The 16,340-nt window shown below is 57.7% G+C and carries 12 protein-coding genes, 1 tRNA gene and 1 pseudogene; all 14 read right to left on the bottom strand.

Annotation, left to right across the window (positions count from 1 at the left end; translation table 11 throughout):
* Positions 1–830: elongation factor Tu (locus FHW75_RS26465; protein WP_183675219.1), on the bottom strand; the 830-nt coding region annotated here is incomplete at its 3' end.
* Positions 831–857: 27 nt separating this feature from the next.
* Positions 858–3,005, bottom strand: a complete 2,148-nt coding sequence (gene fusA / locus FHW75_RS26460; protein WP_025755037.1) for an elongation factor G — start codon at positions 3,003–3,005, stop codon at positions 858–860.
* 30 nt (positions 3,006–3,035) lie between these two features.
* Positions 3,036–3,506, bottom strand: a complete 471-nt coding sequence (rpsG, locus tag FHW75_RS26455) for a 30S ribosomal protein S7 (protein ID WP_003246741.1) — start codon at positions 3,504–3,506, stop codon at positions 3,036–3,038.
* 106 nt (positions 3,507–3,612) lie between these two features.
* Positions 3,613–3,984 carry a 30S ribosomal protein S12 gene (gene rpsL, locus FHW75_RS26450; RefSeq protein ID WP_003255492.1) on the bottom strand — a complete coding sequence of 124 codons (372 nt, stop codon included), beginning with the start codon at positions 3,982–3,984 and terminating at the stop codon, positions 3,613–3,615.
* A 211-nt stretch (positions 3,985–4,195) separates the two neighbouring features.
* Positions 4,196–8,395, bottom strand: a complete 4,200-nt coding sequence (gene rpoC / locus FHW75_RS26445; protein ID WP_016715870.1) for a DNA-directed RNA polymerase subunit beta' — start codon at positions 8,393–8,395, stop codon at positions 4,196–4,198.
* A gap of 64 nt (positions 8,396–8,459) precedes the next feature.
* A complete protein-coding gene (gene rpoB / locus FHW75_RS26440) occupies positions 8,460–12,533 on the bottom strand; it encodes a DNA-directed RNA polymerase subunit beta (RefSeq protein WP_019096594.1) in 4,074 nt (1,357 codons plus the stop codon).
* Between the two features lie 220 nt (positions 12,534–12,753).
* On the bottom strand, positions 12,754–13,119 hold the full coding sequence (gene rplL, locus FHW75_RS26435; RefSeq protein ID WP_003255496.1) for a 50S ribosomal protein L7/L12: 366 nt from the start codon (positions 13,117–13,119) through the stop codon (positions 12,754–12,756).
* A gap of 77 nt (positions 13,120–13,196) precedes the next feature.
* Positions 13,197–13,697, bottom strand: a complete 501-nt coding sequence (gene rplJ, locus FHW75_RS26430) for a 50S ribosomal protein L10 (RefSeq protein WP_016715872.1) — start codon at positions 13,695–13,697, stop codon at positions 13,197–13,199.
* A 197-nt stretch (positions 13,698–13,894) separates the two neighbouring features.
* Positions 13,895–14,590 (bottom strand): 50S ribosomal protein L1, encoded by a 696-nt coding sequence (gene rplA / locus FHW75_RS26425; protein ID WP_009681244.1) that lies wholly within the window; start codon positions 14,588–14,590, stop codon positions 13,895–13,897.
* Positions 14,590–15,021, bottom strand: a complete 432-nt coding sequence (gene rplK / locus FHW75_RS26420) for a 50S ribosomal protein L11 (protein WP_003255500.1) — start codon at positions 15,019–15,021, stop codon at positions 14,590–14,592. The genes rplA and rplK overlap by 1 nt, the downstream gene beginning before the upstream one ends.
* A 119-nt stretch (positions 15,022–15,140) precedes the next feature.
* A complete protein-coding gene (gene nusG / locus FHW75_RS26415; protein ID WP_003255501.1) occupies positions 15,141–15,674 on the bottom strand; it encodes a transcription termination/antitermination protein NusG in 534 nt (177 codons plus the stop codon).
* A gap of 9 nt (positions 15,675–15,683) precedes the next feature.
* Positions 15,684–16,052 carry a preprotein translocase subunit SecE gene (gene secE, locus FHW75_RS26410; RefSeq protein WP_019096595.1) on the bottom strand — a complete coding sequence of 123 codons (369 nt, stop codon included), beginning with the start codon at positions 16,050–16,052 and terminating at the stop codon, positions 15,684–15,686.
* Between the two features lie 44 nt (positions 16,053–16,096).
* Positions 16,097–16,172, bottom strand: a tRNA-Trp gene (locus FHW75_RS26405).
* A 54-nt stretch (positions 16,173–16,226) separates the two neighbouring features.
* A pseudogene (locus FHW75_RS26400) lies at positions 16,227–16,340 on the bottom strand (elongation factor Tu); the annotation flags it as partial.

Raw genomic sequence — 16,340 nt, 5'->3', positions numbered from 1 at the left:
TTCTCGCCAGCACGGCCTTCGTCCAGCAGCTTGCGGAACATCTCAACACCGGTGCAGGTGGTGGTGGTGGTGTCACGCAGACCAACGATTTCCAGCGGGTCTTGAACGCGAACGATACCACGCTCGATACGACCGGTAACAACGGTACCACGACCCGAGATCGAGAATACGTCTTCGATCGGCATCAGGAACGGCTGATCAACGGCACGAACTGGCTCAGGGATGTAGGCATCCAGAGTTTCTACCAGCTTCTTGACAGCGGTAGTGCCCATTTCGTTGTCGTCTTTGCCTTCCAGGGCCATACGAGCGGAACCGATGATGATCGGAGTGTCGTCGCCTGGGAAGTCGTAGGTGGACAGCAGGTCGCGAACTTCCATCTCGACCAGTTCCAGCAGCTCAGCGTCGTCTACCAGGTCAGCCTTGTTCAGGAAGACCACGATGTACGGAACGCCTACCTGACGGGACAGCAGGATGTGCTCACGGGTTTGTGGCATCGGACCATCGGCGGCCGAGCAAACCAGGATCGCGCCGTCCATCTGGGCAGCACCGGTGATCATGTTCTTCACGTAGTCAGCGTGACCTGGGCAGTCAACGTGAGCGTAGTGACGAATGTTCGAGTTGTACTCGACGTGAGCGGTGTTGATGGTGATACCGCGCGCTTTTTCTTCCGGAGCCGAGTCGATCTTGTCGAACTCAACGACTGCCGAACCGAAAACTTCGGAGCAGACGCGAGTCAGAGCTGCGGTCAGAGTGGTCTTACCGTGGTCAACGTGGCCGATAGTGCCGACGTTAACGTGGGGAAGGGAACGATCAAATTTTTCTTTAGCCACGACAGTGAACCTCTTGCCTAAAGGGGATTAGCCTTGTTTTTTAACGAGTGCTTCGACGATGTTCGACGGAGCTTCGGCGTATTTGGAGAATTCCATGGAGTAGCTTGCGCGACCCTGAGACATGGAACGAACGTCGGTTGCGTAACCGAACATTTCTCCGAGCGGCACCTCAGCAGTGATTACCTTGCCGGACACCGAGTCTTCATTACCCTGGATCATCCCGCGACGACGGCTCAGGTCACCCATCACGTCACCCAGGTAGTCTTCCGGGGTTACAACCTCGACCTTCATGATCGGTTCGAGAACCACGCCACCACCCTTCTGGGCCAGTTGCTTGGTTGCCATCGAAGCAGCGATTTTGAACGCCATTTCGTTGGAGTCGACGTCGTGGTACGAACCGTCGAATACCGTAGCCTTCAGGCCGAGCAGCGGATAGCCGGCGACAACGCCGTTTTTCATCTGCTCTTCGATACCCTTCTGGATCGGGGCGATGAATTCCTTAGGAATCACACCACCAACGACTTCGTTGGTGAACACCAGACCTTCGGTGATGTTGCCCTTGTCGTCCACGTCCGGCTCCGAGAAACGGATCCAGCAGTGACCGAACTGACCACGACCACCCGACTGACGAACGAACTTGCCTTCGATCTCGACGTTGGACTTGGTGATCTTCTCGCGGTACGAAACTTGCGGCTTGCCGACGTTGCACTCGACGTTGAACTCGCGCTTCATGCGGTCAACGAGGATGTCCAGGTGCAGCTCACCCATACCGGAGATGATGGTCTGGCCGGTTTCTTCGTCGGTCTTGACGCGGAACGACGGGTCTTCCTGGGCCAGCTTGCCCAGTGCGATACCCATCTTCTCCTGGTCAGCCTTGGTCTTCGGCTCTACGGAGAGCGAAATCACAGGCTCTGGGAAGTCCATACGCTCAAGGATGATCGGCTTGTCGGCGTTGCACAGGGTGTCACCAGTGGTGACGTCCTTCATGCCGATCAGAGCAGCGATGTCGCCTGCACGTACTTCCTTGATTTCTTCACGCTGGTTGGCGTGCATCTGCACCATACGACCAACGCGCTCTTTCTTGCCCTTGACCGAGTTGATGACGGAGTCACCGGAGGTCAGGAAGCCGGAGTAAACGCGAACGAAGGTCAGAGTGCCCACGAACGGGTCGGTGGCAATCTTGAACGCCAAGGCCGAGAACGGCTCGTTGTCGTCAGCAGGACGCTCGTCGTACTGCTCTGGCTTGACTTCGTCCTTCGGCACGTCGATCAGGTCAGGGTGGATACCCTTGATCGCCGGGATTTCGGTCGGAGCAGGCAGGAAGTCGATAACGGCGTCGAGAACCAGGGGAACGCCCTTGTTCTTGAACGAGGAACCGCAGACAGCAGGAACGATCTCGCTCGCCAGAGTACGGGCGCGCAGACCTGCCTTGATGTCTTCGACGGACAGGTCACCTTCTTCAAGGTACTTGTTCATCAGCTCTTCGTTGGCCTCGGCAGCAGCTTCGACCATGTTGCTGCGCCATTCGTTGGCCAGGTCCACCAGCTCAGCAGGAATCTCTTCCTCGCGGTAGGTGGTGCCTTTGTCGTCATCGTTCCAGTAGATGGCCTTCATCTTGATCAGGTCAACCTGACCCTGGAAGTCATCTTCTGCACCGATAGCCAGCTGGACCGGAACCGGGGTGTGACCCAGACGATTCTTGATCTGACCGACAACGCGCAGGAAGTTGGCACCAGCACGGTCCATCTTGTTCACGTAAACAACACGTGGAACGCCGTACTTGTTGGCCTGACGCCATACGGTTTCGGACTGAGGCTCAACGCCGGAGGTACCGCAGAACACAACGACCGCGCCGTCGAGTACACGCAGCGAACGCTCTACTTCAATGGTGAAGTCAACGTGGCCGGGGGTATCGATGACGTTTACGCGGTAGTTGTCGTACTGACCACGGGAACCTTTCCAGAAGGTGGTAACGGCAGCGGAGGTAATGGTGATACCGCGCTCCTGCTCCTGCACCATCCAGTCGGTGGTCGCGGCGCCGTCATGCACCTCGCCCATCTTGTGGCTCAGACCTGTGTAGAACAGGATCCGCTCGGTAGTGGTGGTCTTGCCCGCGTCAACGTGGGCACAGATACCAATGTTACGGTAGCGGTTAATTGCTGTAGTACGAGCCATAAAGCCCTCGCAAAATGATTGATGCTTGAATTAGAAGCGGTAGTGCGAGAACGCTTTGTTGGCTTCAGCCATACGGTGAACGTCTTCACGCTTCTTGACTGCAGCACCCTTGCCTTCGGCAGCATCCAGCAGTTCGCCGGCCAGGCGCAGAGCCATCGACTTCTCGCCGCGCTTGCGGGCGTAGTCTACGAGCCAGCGCATTGCCAGAGCGTTACGACGGGATGGACGAACTTCAACCGGAACCTGGTAAGTGGCACCGCCGACACGACGGGACTTAACTTCGACCAGCGGAGCGATGGCGTCGAGAGCTTTCTCGAAGATTTCCAGGGGGTCGCTGTTCTTGCGTGCTTTGACGGTATCCAGGGCACCGTAAACGATGCGCTCGGCTACGGCCTTCTTGCCGCTTTCCATCACGTGGTTCATGAACTTGGCGAGGATCTGGGATCCGTACTTCGGATCGTCAAGGATCTCACGTTTTGCTGCTACACGACGTCTTGGCATGATAAGCCCTCAAACGGTCTTCAGGTTAGCCCGGGACGTGGGTCTTCGACCCCTGCCCGACCTTACTCTTATCGACTCAAAAAAATGGATGTCTGCAAACGGCCGATTACTTCGGACGCTTGGTACCGTATTTCGAACGACCCTGGTTACGGCCTTTAACGCCCGAAGTATCCAGAGAGCCGCGAACGGTGTGGTAACGAACACCTGGCAAGTCTTTTACACGGCCGCCACGGATCAGGACGACGCTGTGCTCTTGCAGGTTGTGGCCTTCACCACCGATGTACGAGGAAACCTCGAAACCGTTGGTCAGACGCACACGGCATACTTTACGCAGTGCCGAGTTAGGTTTTTTCGGCGTGGTGGTGTACACACGGGTGCACACGCCACGACGCTGCGGGCAGTTCTGCAGCGCAGGAACGTCGGACTTCTCGACCGAACGCTTACGCGGCTGACGTACCAGCTGGTTGATAGTTGCCATCTACTAGCTCCACTGATTGTCTTGCGACTCTATTGTCTTGCAAGAAAGCCAAAAATTGGCGAGACGGAGCCTCACCAAATTTAAGGGTACAAAAGTCTAAAGAGGATCTTGCACCCAGTCAAGACGAGGCCCCGGCCCTCCCCGCCCGATCATCGGCAACATTTCATGTCACCGACGGTCGTTCGAGGCTTGCCGGGGCCCTGCCCTGTACTTAGTTACCGCTGGAGTTCAGCGCTTCGGTCAGTGCGGCTTCCACCTCACTGGCGCTCACACGCAGCGGCTTGTCGGCATCACGGCGACGCTTGCGCTCGCTGTGGTACGCCAGACCAGTACCAGCCGGGATCAGACGACCCACGACCACGTTCTCTTTCAGGCCGCGCAGGTAATCGCGCTTGCCGGTTACCGCCGCTTCGGTCAGTACGCGGGTGGTTTCCTGGAAGGAAGCCGCGGAGATGAACGACTCGGTCGACAGCGACGCCTTGGTGATACCCAGCAGCACGCGGGTGAACTTGGAGATGAACTTGTCCTCGCCGGCGAGACGCTCGTTCTCTACCAGTACCTGGGTCAGTTCCATCTGGTCGCCCTTGATGAAGCTGGAATCGCCCGACTCGGAGATCTCGACCTTACGCAGCATCTGACGCAGGATGGTCTCGATGTGCTTGTCGTTGATCTTCACGCCTTGCAGACGGTAAACGTCCTGGATTTCGTTGACGATATATTTCGCCAGCGCGCTCACACCCAGCAGACGCAGGATGTCGTGCGGATCGCTCGGGCCGTCGGAAATAACTTCACCACGGTTTACCTGTTCGCCTTCGAAGACGTTCAGGTGGCGCCACTTCGGAATCAGCTCTTCGTACGGATCGCTACCGTCGGTCGGAGTGATGACCAGGCGACGCTTGCCCTTGGTCTCTTTACCGAATGCGATGGTGCCGCTGACTTCAGCCAGAATAGAGGCTTCTTTCGGGCGACGCGCTTCGAACAGGTCGGCAACGCGTGGCAGACCACCGGTGATGTCACGGGTCTTCGACGTTTCTTGCGGGATACGCGCGATAACGTCACCAACGCCAATCTGGGCACCGTCAGCCACACCAACGAGGGCGTTGGCCGGCAGGAAGTACTGTGCAGGTACGTCGGTACCTGGCAGGTACAGGTCCTTGCCAGCAGCATCGACCATCTTGATTGCCGGACGGATTTCCTTGCCTGCGGCAGGGCGATCCTTGACGTCCAGTACTTCAATGTTGGTCAAACCGGTCAGTTCGTCGGTCTGACGCTTGATGGTGATGTTTTCTTCCATGCCCACGAAGGTCACGGTACCTTTCAGCTCGGTAACGATCGGGTGGGTGTGCGGGTCCCACTTGGCGACGATGGCGCCAGCTTCAACCTTCTCACCTTCCTTGACCGAAATCACCGCACCGTAAGGCAGCTTGTAGCGCTCACGCTCACGGCCGAACTCGTCGGCAATGGCCAGCTCGCCCGAACGCGATACGGCAACCAGGTTACCGTCGGCACGCTCAACCTGCTTCAGGTTGTGCAGACGCACCATACCGCCGTTCTTCACCTGAACGCTGTCGGCAGCCGAAGTACGGCTTGCAGCACCACCGATGTGGAACGTACGCATGGTCAGCTGGGTACCCGGCTCACCGATCGACTGTGCAGCGATAACGCCCACAGCTTCACCGATGTTCACCTGGTGACCGCGAGCCAGGTCGCGACCGTAGCACTTGGCGCAGATGCCATAGCGGGTTTCGCAGTTGATCGGCGAACGCACGATCACTTCGTCGATGCTGTTCAGCTCGATGAACTCGACCCACTGCTCGTCAACCAGGGTACCGGCCGGAACGATAACGTCCTCGGTGCCTGGCTTGAACACGTCACGCGCGATGACACGACCCAGTACACGCTCACCCAGCGGCTCTACAACGTCGCCGCCTTCGATGTGCGGAGTCATCAGCAGGCCTTGGTCGGTGCCGCAGTCGATCTCGGTAACGACCAGATCCTGGGCAACGTCTACCAGACGGCGAGTCAGGTAACCGGAGTTCGCAGTCTTCAAGGCGGTATCCGCCAGACCTTTACGAGCACCGTGAGTCGAGATGAAGTACTGAAGTACGCTCAGACCTTCACGGAAGTTCGCAGTGATCGGCGTCTCGATGATGGAGCCGTCCGGCTTGGCCATCAGACCACGCATACCGGCCAGCTGACGGATCTGGGCTGCGGAACCCCGCGCACCCGAGTCAGCCATCATGTACATCGAGTTGAAGGACTCTTGCTCGACTTCTTTGCCTTCGCGGTCGATGACCTTCTCTTTCGAGAGGTTGGCCATCATCGCCTTGGACACTTCGTCGTTCGCCTTCGACCACAAGTCGATGACCTTGTTGTACTTCTCGCCCTGGGTTACCAGGCCGGAGGCGTACTGACTCTCGATTTCCTTCACTTCGTCGGTAGCATTACCGATGATGCGGGCTTTCTCGTCCGGGATAACGAAGTCGTTAACACCGATGGAAACGCCGGAAATGGTCGAGTAAGCGAAACCGGTGTACATCAGTTGGTCAGCGAAGATAACGGTCTCTTTCAGACCAACCACGCGATAGCACTGGTTGATCAGCTTGGAGATCGCCTTTTTCTTCATCGGCTGGTTGACCACGTCGTACGGCAGACCTGCCGGTACAACCTGGAACAGCAGCGCACGGCCGACGGTGGTGTCAACGATGCGGGTGTTCTTGACCACCGAACCATCACGCTCTTTCACGGTTTCGTTGATACGAACCTTGATTTTCGCGTGCAGGGCAGCTTCGCCGGCGCGGAATACGCGATCGACTTCCTGCAGGTCGGCAAACACGCGACCTTCGCCCTTGGCGTTGATGGCTTCACGGGTCATGTAGTAAAGACCCAGTACAACGTCCTGCGACGGAACGATGATTGGCTCACCGTTGGCTGGCGACAGGATGTTGTTGGTCGACATCATCAGCGCGCGCGCTTCGAGCTGGGCTTCCAGCGTCAGCGGCACGTGAACGGCCATCTGGTCACCGTCGAAGTCGGCGTTGTACGCGGCACAGACCAGCGGGTGCAGCTGAATAGCCTTACCTTCGATCAGAACCGGTTCAAAGGCCTGGATACCCAGACGGTGCAGGGTCGGTGCACGGTTGAGCAGTACGGGGTGTTCGCGAATCACTTCAGCGAGAACGTCCCACACCTCTGGCAGCTCGCGCTCGACCATCTTCTTGGCGGCCTTGATGGTGGTCGCCAGACCACGCATTTCCAGCTTGCCGAAAATGAACGGCTTGAACAGCTCGAGAGCCATCTTCTTCGGCAGACCGCACTGGTGCAGACGCAGGGTCGGGCCTACGGTAATTACCGAACGGCCGGAGTAGTCCACACGCTTACCGAGCAAGTTCTGACGGAAGCGACCTTGCTTACCTTTGATCATGTCGGCCAGGGACTTCAGCGGACGCTTGTTCGAGCCAGTGATGGCGCGACCGCGACGGCCGTTGTCCAGCAGGGCGTCGACCGCTTCCTGCAGCATGCGCTTTTCGTTGCGCACGATGATGTCCGGCGCCGACAGATCCAGCAGGCGCTTCAGACGGTTGTTACGGTTGATTACCCGACGATACAGGTCGTTCAGGTCGGAGGTCGCGAAACGGCCACCATCCAGCGGAACCAGCGGACGCAGGTCCGGCGGCAGCACTGGCAGGACGGTCAGGACCATCCACTCAGGCAGGTTGCCCGAGCCCTGGAAAGCTTCCATCAGCTTCAGGCGCTTGGACAGCTTCTTGATCTTGGTTTCCGAGTTGGTCTGCGGAATCTCTTCGCGCAGGCGACCGATCTCGTGCTCCAGGTCGATAGCGTGAAGCAGCTCGCGGACAGCCTCGGCACCCATGCGGGCGTCGAAGTCGTCACCGAACTCTTCCAGCGCTTCGAAGTACTGCTCGTCGTTCAGCAGCTGGCCCTTTTCCAGGGTGGTCATGCCCGGGTCGATAACGACATAGCTCTCGAAGTAGAGCACGCGCTCGATGTCACGCAGGGTCATGTCCATCAGCAGGCCGATACGGGACGGCAGCGACTTCAGGAACCAGATGTGGGCTACCGGCGAGGCCAGTTCGATGTGCGCCATGCGCTCACGACGAACCTTGGCCAAGGCAACTTCAACGCCGCACTTCTCGCAGATTACGCCGCGGTGCTTGAGGCGCTTGTACTTGCCGCACAGGCACTCGTAGTCCTTGACTGGGCCAAAGATCTTGGCGCAGAACAGGCCGTCACGCTCAGGCTTGAACGTACGGTAGTTGATGGTTTCCGGCTTCTTAACTTCACCGAACGACCACGAACGGATCATTTCAGGCGACGCCAGACCGATGCGGATGGCGTCGAACTCTTCGACTTGACCCTGGTTTTTCAGCAAATTCAGTAGGTCTTTCAAGGCCTTTCCTCCTGGCGGAGCAGGGAGCGGGCATTACCTGCCCCACTCCCCTTCGCGTCACGTGTTATTCGGTTTCCAGATCGATATCGATACCGAGCGAACGGATCTCTTTGATCAACACGTTGAAGGACTCGGGCATGCCCGGCTCCATACGGTGATCGCCATCCACGATGTTTTTGTACATCTTGGTACGGCCGTTCACGTCGTCCGACTTCACTGTGAGCATTTCTTGCAGGGTGTATGCCGCGCCGTATGCTTCCAGCGCCCACACTTCCATCTCCCCGAAACGCTGACCACCGAACTGCGCCTTACCACCCAGCGGCTGCTGGGTAACCAGGCTGTAGGAACCAGTGGAACGCGCGTGCATCTTGTCGTCCACCAAGTGGTTCAGCTTGAGCATGTACATGTAACCAACGGTCACAGGACGCTCGAACTTGTTGCCGGTACGGCCATCGAACAGCACCATCTGGCCGCTTTCTGGCAGGTCAGCCAGTTTCAGCATGGCCTTGATCTCGCGCTCTTTGGCACCATCGAAGACCGGGGTCGCCATCGGCACGCCTTTCTTCAGGTTGTGGGCCAGAGCCAGGATCTCTGCGTCGGTGAACTCTTCGAGGTTTTCCTGACGACCGCCGATCTCGTTGTAGACCTCGGTCAGGAACACGCGCAGTTCAGCGGCTTTGCGCTGCTCTTCGAGCATACGGTCGATCTTCTCGCCCAGGCCCTTGGCCGCCAGGCCCAGGTGGGTTTCAAGGATCTGACCAACGTTCATACGCGAAGGTACGCCCAGCGGGTTCAGTACAACGTCAACCGGAGTACCGTTGGCATCGTGCGGCATGTCTTCGACCGGCATGATGACCGAGACAACACCCTTGTTACCGTGACGACCGGCCATCTTGTCACCCGGCTGGATGCGACGACGGATTGCCAGGTAGACCTTGACGATCTTCAGTACGCCCGGTGCCAGGTCATCGCCCTGCTGCAGCTTGCGCTTCTTGTCTTCGAACTTGTCGTCCAGCAGACGGCGACGGTCGACGATGTACTGCTGAGCCTTTTCCAGCTGCTCGTTCAGTGCATCTTCAGCCATGCGCAGTTTGAACCACTGGCCGTGCTCCAGGCCGTCCAGCACTTCGTCAGTGATCACGGTGCCTTTCTTCAGGCCCGCGCCACCGTCGACCACTTGGCCGTTCAGGGCAGAACGCAGACGTTCGAAGGTTGCGCCTTCGACGATGCGGAACTCTTCGTTGAGGTCCTTGCGGATCTCGTCCAGTTGCATCTTCTCGATGGCCAGGGCGCGGCTGTCGCGCTCGACGCCATCACGGGTGAAGACCTGTACGTCGATGACGGTACCCTTGGTGCCGGTTGGCACGCGCAGGGAGGTGTCTTTAACGTCGCTGGCCTTCTCACCGAAGATTGCACGCAGCAGTTTTTCTTCCGGAGTCAGCTGGGTTTCGCCTTTCGGCGTGACCTTGCCGACCAGGATGTCACCAGCGCCGACTTCAGCACCCACGTAGACGATACCGGCTTCGTCCAGTTTGTTCAGTGCAGCTTCACCCACGTTCGGGATGTCCGCAGTGATTTCCTCTGGGCCAAGCTTGGTGTCACGCGCCACACAGGTCAGTTCCTGGATGTGGATGGTGGTGAAGCGGTCTTCCTGAACCACACGCTCGGACAGGCAGATGGAGTCTTCGAAGTTGAAGCCGTTCCACGCCATGAACGCGATGCGCATGTTCTGACCCAGTGCCAGCTCACCCATGTCGGTGGACGGGCCGTCGGCCATGATGTCGCCACGCTGAACCTTGTCGCCTTTGCTCACCAGCGGACGCTGGTTAATGCAGGTGTTCTGGTTCGAACGGGTGTACTTGGTCAGGTTGTAGATATCCACACCTGCTTCGCCGGTTTCCACTTCGTCGTCGGCAACGCGAACAACGATACGGCTGGCGTCGACCGAGTCGATCACACCACCACGGCGAGCAACCACGCAGACACCGGAGTCACGGGCAACGTTGCGCTCCATGCCAGTACCTACCAGCGGCTTGTCGGCACGCAGGGTTGGTACAGCCTGACGCTGCATGTTCGAACCCATCAATGCACGGTTGGCGTCGTCGTGCTCGAGGAACGGAATCAGCGAGGCAGCAACCGAAACAACCTGCTTCGGCGAAACGTCCATCAGGGTGACGTCTTCTGGCGCCTTGACGGTGAATTCGTTCAGGTGACGAACCGCTACCAGCTCATCGATCAGTTGCTTCTTATCGTTCATCGCGGCCGAAGCCTGGGCGATGACGTGATCGGCTTCTTCGATGGCCGACAGGAACACGATGTCGTCGCTGACAACGCCTTCCTTTACAACGCGGTACGGGCTTTCCAGGAAGCCGTACTGGTTGGTGCGGGCATAGGCTGCCAGGGAGTTGATCAGACCGATGTTCGGACCTTCAGGGGTCTCGATCGGGCACACACGGCCGTAGTGGGTCGGGTGTACGTCTCGGACTTCGAAGCCGGCACGCTCACGGGTCAGACCGCCAGGGCCGAGTGCAGAGACGCGGCGCTTGTGGGTGATCTCGGAGAGCGGGTTGTTCTGGTCCATGAACTGGGACAGCTGGCTGGAACCGAAGAACTCTTTCACCGCCGCCGCAACCGGCTTGGCGTTGATCAGGTCTTGCGGCATCAGGCCTTCGCTTTCCGCCATCGACAGGCGTTCCTTGACCGCGCGTTCTACACGCACCAGGCCAACGCGGAACTGGTTCTCGGCCATTTCACCAACGCAACGTACGCGACGGTTACCGAGGTGGTCGATGTCGTCGACGATGCCTTTGCCGTTACGGATATCGACCAGGGTCTTCAGAACCTCGACGATGTCTTCCTTGCTCAGCACGCCCGAACCTTCGATCTCGGTACGACCGATACGACGGTTGAACTTCATGCGGCCAACGGCAGACAGGTCGTAACGCTCGGCGCTGAAGAACAGGTTGTTGAACAGGGTCTCGGCTGCATCCTTGGTTGGCGGCTCGCCTGGACGCATCATGCGGTAGATCTCGACCAGAGCTTCCAGCTGGTTGCTGGTGGTGTCGATCTTCAGGGTGTCGGAGATGAACGGACCGCAATCGATGTCGTTGGTGTACAGGGTCTCGATACGGACAACCTGTGCCTTGGCGACCTTGATCAGCAGTTCGGTGGTCATCTCGGTGTTGCATTCGGCCAGGATCTCGCCGGTAGCCGGATGCACGATGGCCTTGGCGGTAGTGCGGCCCAGGACGTATTCCATTGGAACGTCCAGCTGCTTGACGCCGGCTTTCTCGAGCTGGTTGATGTGGCGCGCAGTAATACGGCGGCCTTGCTCGACGATGACTTTGCCGGTTTCGTCATGGATATCCATGACTGCAACTTCACCACGCAGACGCTGAGGCACCAGTTCCAGGCTGAGTTTTTCGCCGGAAATGTGGAACACGTTGGTGGTGTAGAAGGTGTTCAGCACTTCTTCAGTGCTGTAGCCCAGGGCACGCAGCAGCACCGAAGCCGGCAGTTTGCGGCGACGGTCGATACGCACGAACACGCAGTCCTTCGGGTCGAACTCGAAGTCCAGCCAGGAGCCGCGGTAAGGGATGATGCGAGCGGAGTACAGCAGCTTGCCGGAGCTGTGAGTCTTGCCACGGTCGTGGTCGAAGAACACACCAGGCGAACGGTGCAGCTGGGAAACGATCACACGCTCGGTACCGTTGATAACGAAGGTACCGTTCTCAGTCATCAGGGGGATTTCACCCATGTAGACTTCTTGCTCTTTGATGTCCTTGATCGCTTTGTTCGACGATTCCTTGTCGAAGATGATCAGGCGCACCTTGACCCGCAGTGGGACCGCGAAGGTCACGCCACGCAGGACACATTCCTTCACATCGAAGGCCGGTTCGCCCAGGCGATAGCCTACGTACTCCAGGGCAGCATTGCCGGAGTAGCTGATGATCGGGAATACCGATTTGAAGGCCGCGTGCAGGCCGACGTCGCGGAACTGATCCTTGGATGCTCCCGCTTGCAGGAATTCGCGATACGAATCCAGCTGGATGGCCAGGAGGTAAGGCACATCCATGACGTCCGGCAACTTGCTAAAGTCCTTGCGGATACGTTTTTTCTCAGTGTATGAGTAAGCCATCAGCGTTCCCCAGCTTGGTCACCTGCTTGTTTGGCTTCTCCCGGCGGGAGCAGCCAGAAAATCGTGCAAACCCCTTGGTTTGCGCCACCCACATGGGTGTCTTGCAGCTTGTTATCGGGGCCGGCCTGACCGACCACCAATAACGGAAAAAGGCCGGTGGCGTAAGCCACCAGCCATCAGCCCTTCGCTCGACGCTCAGGCTGGCATCGCAAGGTCGAGATTACTTCAGCTCGACTTTAGCGCCTGCTTCTTCCAGCTTCTTCTTAGCGTCTTCAGCGGCTTCTTTCGAAACGCCTTCAGCTACAACCTGAGGAGCGCCATCGACTTTCTCTTTGGCTTCTTTCAGGCCCAGACCGGTCAGTTCGCGAACGGCTTTGATCACGTTCACTTTCTTGTCGCCGGCTTCAACCAGAACAACGTTGAACTCGGTCTGCTCTTCAACAACGGCAGCAGCAGCAGCTGGGCCAGCAGCGGCAACAGCAGCGGTAACGCCGAAGGTTTCTTCCATAGCTTTGATCAGCTCAACAACTTCCAGAACGGTTTTCTGGCCGATTGCTTCGATGATTTGTTCGTTAGTCAGAGACATGACTTAAATCCTGTATTGGGGTGACAGCCTACGCAGCCATCAAATTAAACGTATGATTTTGAAAGAGTTCGCACGCCTTAGGCGGCGGTAGCTTCTTTCTGGTCGCGAATGGCTGCCAGAGTACGAGCCAGCTTGCTGGTGGCGCCTTGGATCACGCTCATCAGTTTTGCGATAGCTTCGTCGCGGGTCGGCAGGGTAGCCAACACGTCGATCTGGTTCGCTGCAATGAAATTGCCGTCAAACGCAGCTGCCTTGATCTCGAACTTGTCCTGACCCTTGGCGAACTCTTTGAACAGACGAGCAGCAGCGCCCGGGTGTTCGTTGGAGAAAGCAATCAGGGTCGGGCCTTTGAACGCGTCGTTGAGGATCGAAAATTCGGTGCCTTCAACAGCGCGCTTCAGCAGGGTGTTACGTACAACACGTACGTAAACGCCAGCTTCGCGGGCCTCTTTACGGAGTCCGGTCATTGCGCTTACAGTCACACCACGGGCATCAGCCACGACAGCGGACAGAGCGACTTTGGCAGCCTCGTTGACTTCAGCGACGATGGCCTTCTTGTCTTCGAGTTTAATTGCCACGGGTTTACTCCTGGTTTTTACCGTTTCATCTGGCCGAAGCCGGATGTCGTTTTGGTGTCTGATTCGGTAACGAATCGGGAGCACCATCTGCGTGGGCTGGTGTTTTAAGGCTTGCGCCGCCTACGGTCTTGGATAGCCCCCGCCAGGCAGGGACCCCAATTTTTGCTGGTGGCGTGACAGGTCACGCCACCATGTTCTTACACGTTCAGCGAGCTCTGATCGATGACCAGACCTGGGCCCATGGTGGTGCTCAGGGTAACGCGCTTGACGTAGATACCTTTCGAAGAAGCTGGCTTGATACGCTTCAGGTCAGCGATCAGGGCTTCAACGTTTTCCTTCAGCTTGCCAGCTTCAAAGCCGACCTTGCCAACGGAGGTGTGGATGATACCGTTTTTGTCGGTACGGTAGCGCACCTGACCAGCCTTGGCGTTTTTCACGGCAGTGGCTACGTCTGGAGTTACGGTACCGACTTTCGGGTTAGGCATCAGGCCGCGAGGACCCAGAACCTGACCCAGCTGACCTACAACACGCATGGCATCAGGCGATGCGATGACGACGTCATAGTTCAGGTCGCCGCCTTTCATTTCGGCAGCCAGGTCGTCCATACCTACGCGGTCAGCGCCGGCAGCCAGAGCGGCTTCAGCAGCTGGACCCTGGGTGAAGACAGCAACGCGAACGGTCTTGCCAGTGCCGTGTGGCAGCACAGTAGCGCTACGTACGACCTGGTCGGATTTACGCGGGTCAACACCGAGGTTAACGGCGATGTCGTAGGACTCTACGAACTTGGCAGCAGGCAGCGAGGCCAGCAGAGTTGCCGCTTCTTCGAAGTTGTAGGCCTTGCCTGCTTCGATTTTCTCGGCGATTGCCTTTTGGCGTTTGGTCAGCTTAGCCATTACACACCCTCCACGTTCAGGCCCATGCTGCGGGCAGAGCCAGCGATGGTGCGTACAGCAGCGTCCAGGTCAGCGGCAGTCAGGTCAGCCTGTTTGGCTTTCGCGATGTCTTCCAGCTGAGCACGGGTAACGGTACCGACTTTAACGGTGTTCGGGCGAGCCGAACCACTGGTCAGGCCAGCAGCTTTCTTCAGCAGAACCGAGGCAGGGGTGCTCTTGGTCTCGAAAGTGAAGCTACGGTCGCTGTAAACAGTGATGATCACAGGAGTCGGCAGGCCGGCTTCTTGACCCTGGGTACGGGCGTTGAAGGCCTTGCAAAATTCCATGATGTTCACACCGTGTTGACCCAGTGCTGGACCAACGGGTGGGCTTGGGTTGGCCTGGCCGGCCTTAACTTGCAGCTTGATGTAAGCCTGAATCTTCTTAGCCATGAGCTACTCCAAAATCGGGTACGAACGCCTGTTGGCTCCCCGGATGACTTGCGTTTTATCCCAGTGACGACAAAACCCCGCAGCACACAGGGCTGCGGGGTATGGGATGCTTCGTCCGCCTAGACCTTTTCGACCTGGCTGAACTCGAGCTCTACCGGAGTAGAGCGACCGAAAATGAGCACTGCGACCTGCAGACGGCTCTTCTCGTAGTTAACCTCTTCGACACTACCATTGAAGTCAGCGAACGGACCGTCAATGACTCGAACCACTTCACCCGGCTCGAACAGCGTCTTCGGCTTCGGCTTGTCGCTACCGTCGGCAACGCGACGCAGGATAGCCTCTGCTTCTTTATCGGTGATCGGCGCAGGCTTGTCTGCAGTACCACCAATAAAGCCCATCACACGAGGGGTGTCCTTGACCAAGTGCCAAGTCCCTTCGTTCATCTCCATCTGGACCAATACATAGCCAGGGAAGAACTTACGCTCACTCTTGCGCTTCTGGCCGTTGCGCATTTCGACGACTTCTTCGGTCGGGACCAAGATCTCGCCGAAACCGTCTTCCATGCCAGCCAGCTTGACGCGCTCGATCAGAGAGCGCATTACATGCTTCTCGTAACCCGAGTAAGCATGCACAACATACCAACGCTTAGCCACGGGACACCTTTAGCCAACGATCAAGGAGACCGCCCAGCCGAGCAGGGAATCGAGCCCCCACAGCAGCAGTGCCATAACCAGCACGACAGCCACGACAATCAGCGTGGTCTGGGTGGTTTCCTGGCGGGTCGGCCACACGACTTTACGAATCTCGGTACGAGCTTCCTTCGCCAGCGTAAAGAACGACTTGCCCTTCGCAGTCTGCAGAGCTACAAAGCCCGCGACAGCAGCCAGGACGAGAAGTACGAGGACGCGATACAGGATTGGAGAGGCGGAGTAATATTGATTACCCACTACACCAACAACCACCAAAGCCACTACAGCCAGCCACTTGAACAGATCAAAACGCGATTCTTGGGCTTCAGTTTTGGGAGTCATCGAGGAGGATCCTGTGAGAAGAAAGCCATCACACCGAGGTGAAATGGCAGGTCAGGAGGGAATCGAACCCCCAACCTACGGTTTTGGAGACCGTCGCTCTGCCAATTGAGCTACTGACCTGTAACGCTGTATCAGGCCGGCCATTATACCGGCCTGATCAAGTAAATCAACTACTTATTCAATAATTTTTGCTACGACGCCGGCGCCGACGGTACGACCGCCTTCACGGATAGCGAAGCGCAGACCGTCTTCCATTGCGATGGTCTTGATCAGGGTAACAGTCATCTG

This window comes from Pseudomonas sp. OG7, from assembly GCF_014192825.1.
In the GTDB taxonomy this organism is placed as follows: domain Bacteria; phylum Pseudomonadota; class Gammaproteobacteria; order Pseudomonadales; family Pseudomonadaceae; genus Aquipseudomonas; species Aquipseudomonas monteilii.
Note: the sequence above shows the minus strand (reverse complement) of the source record. Positions and strands in the feature narration are given on the sequence as shown.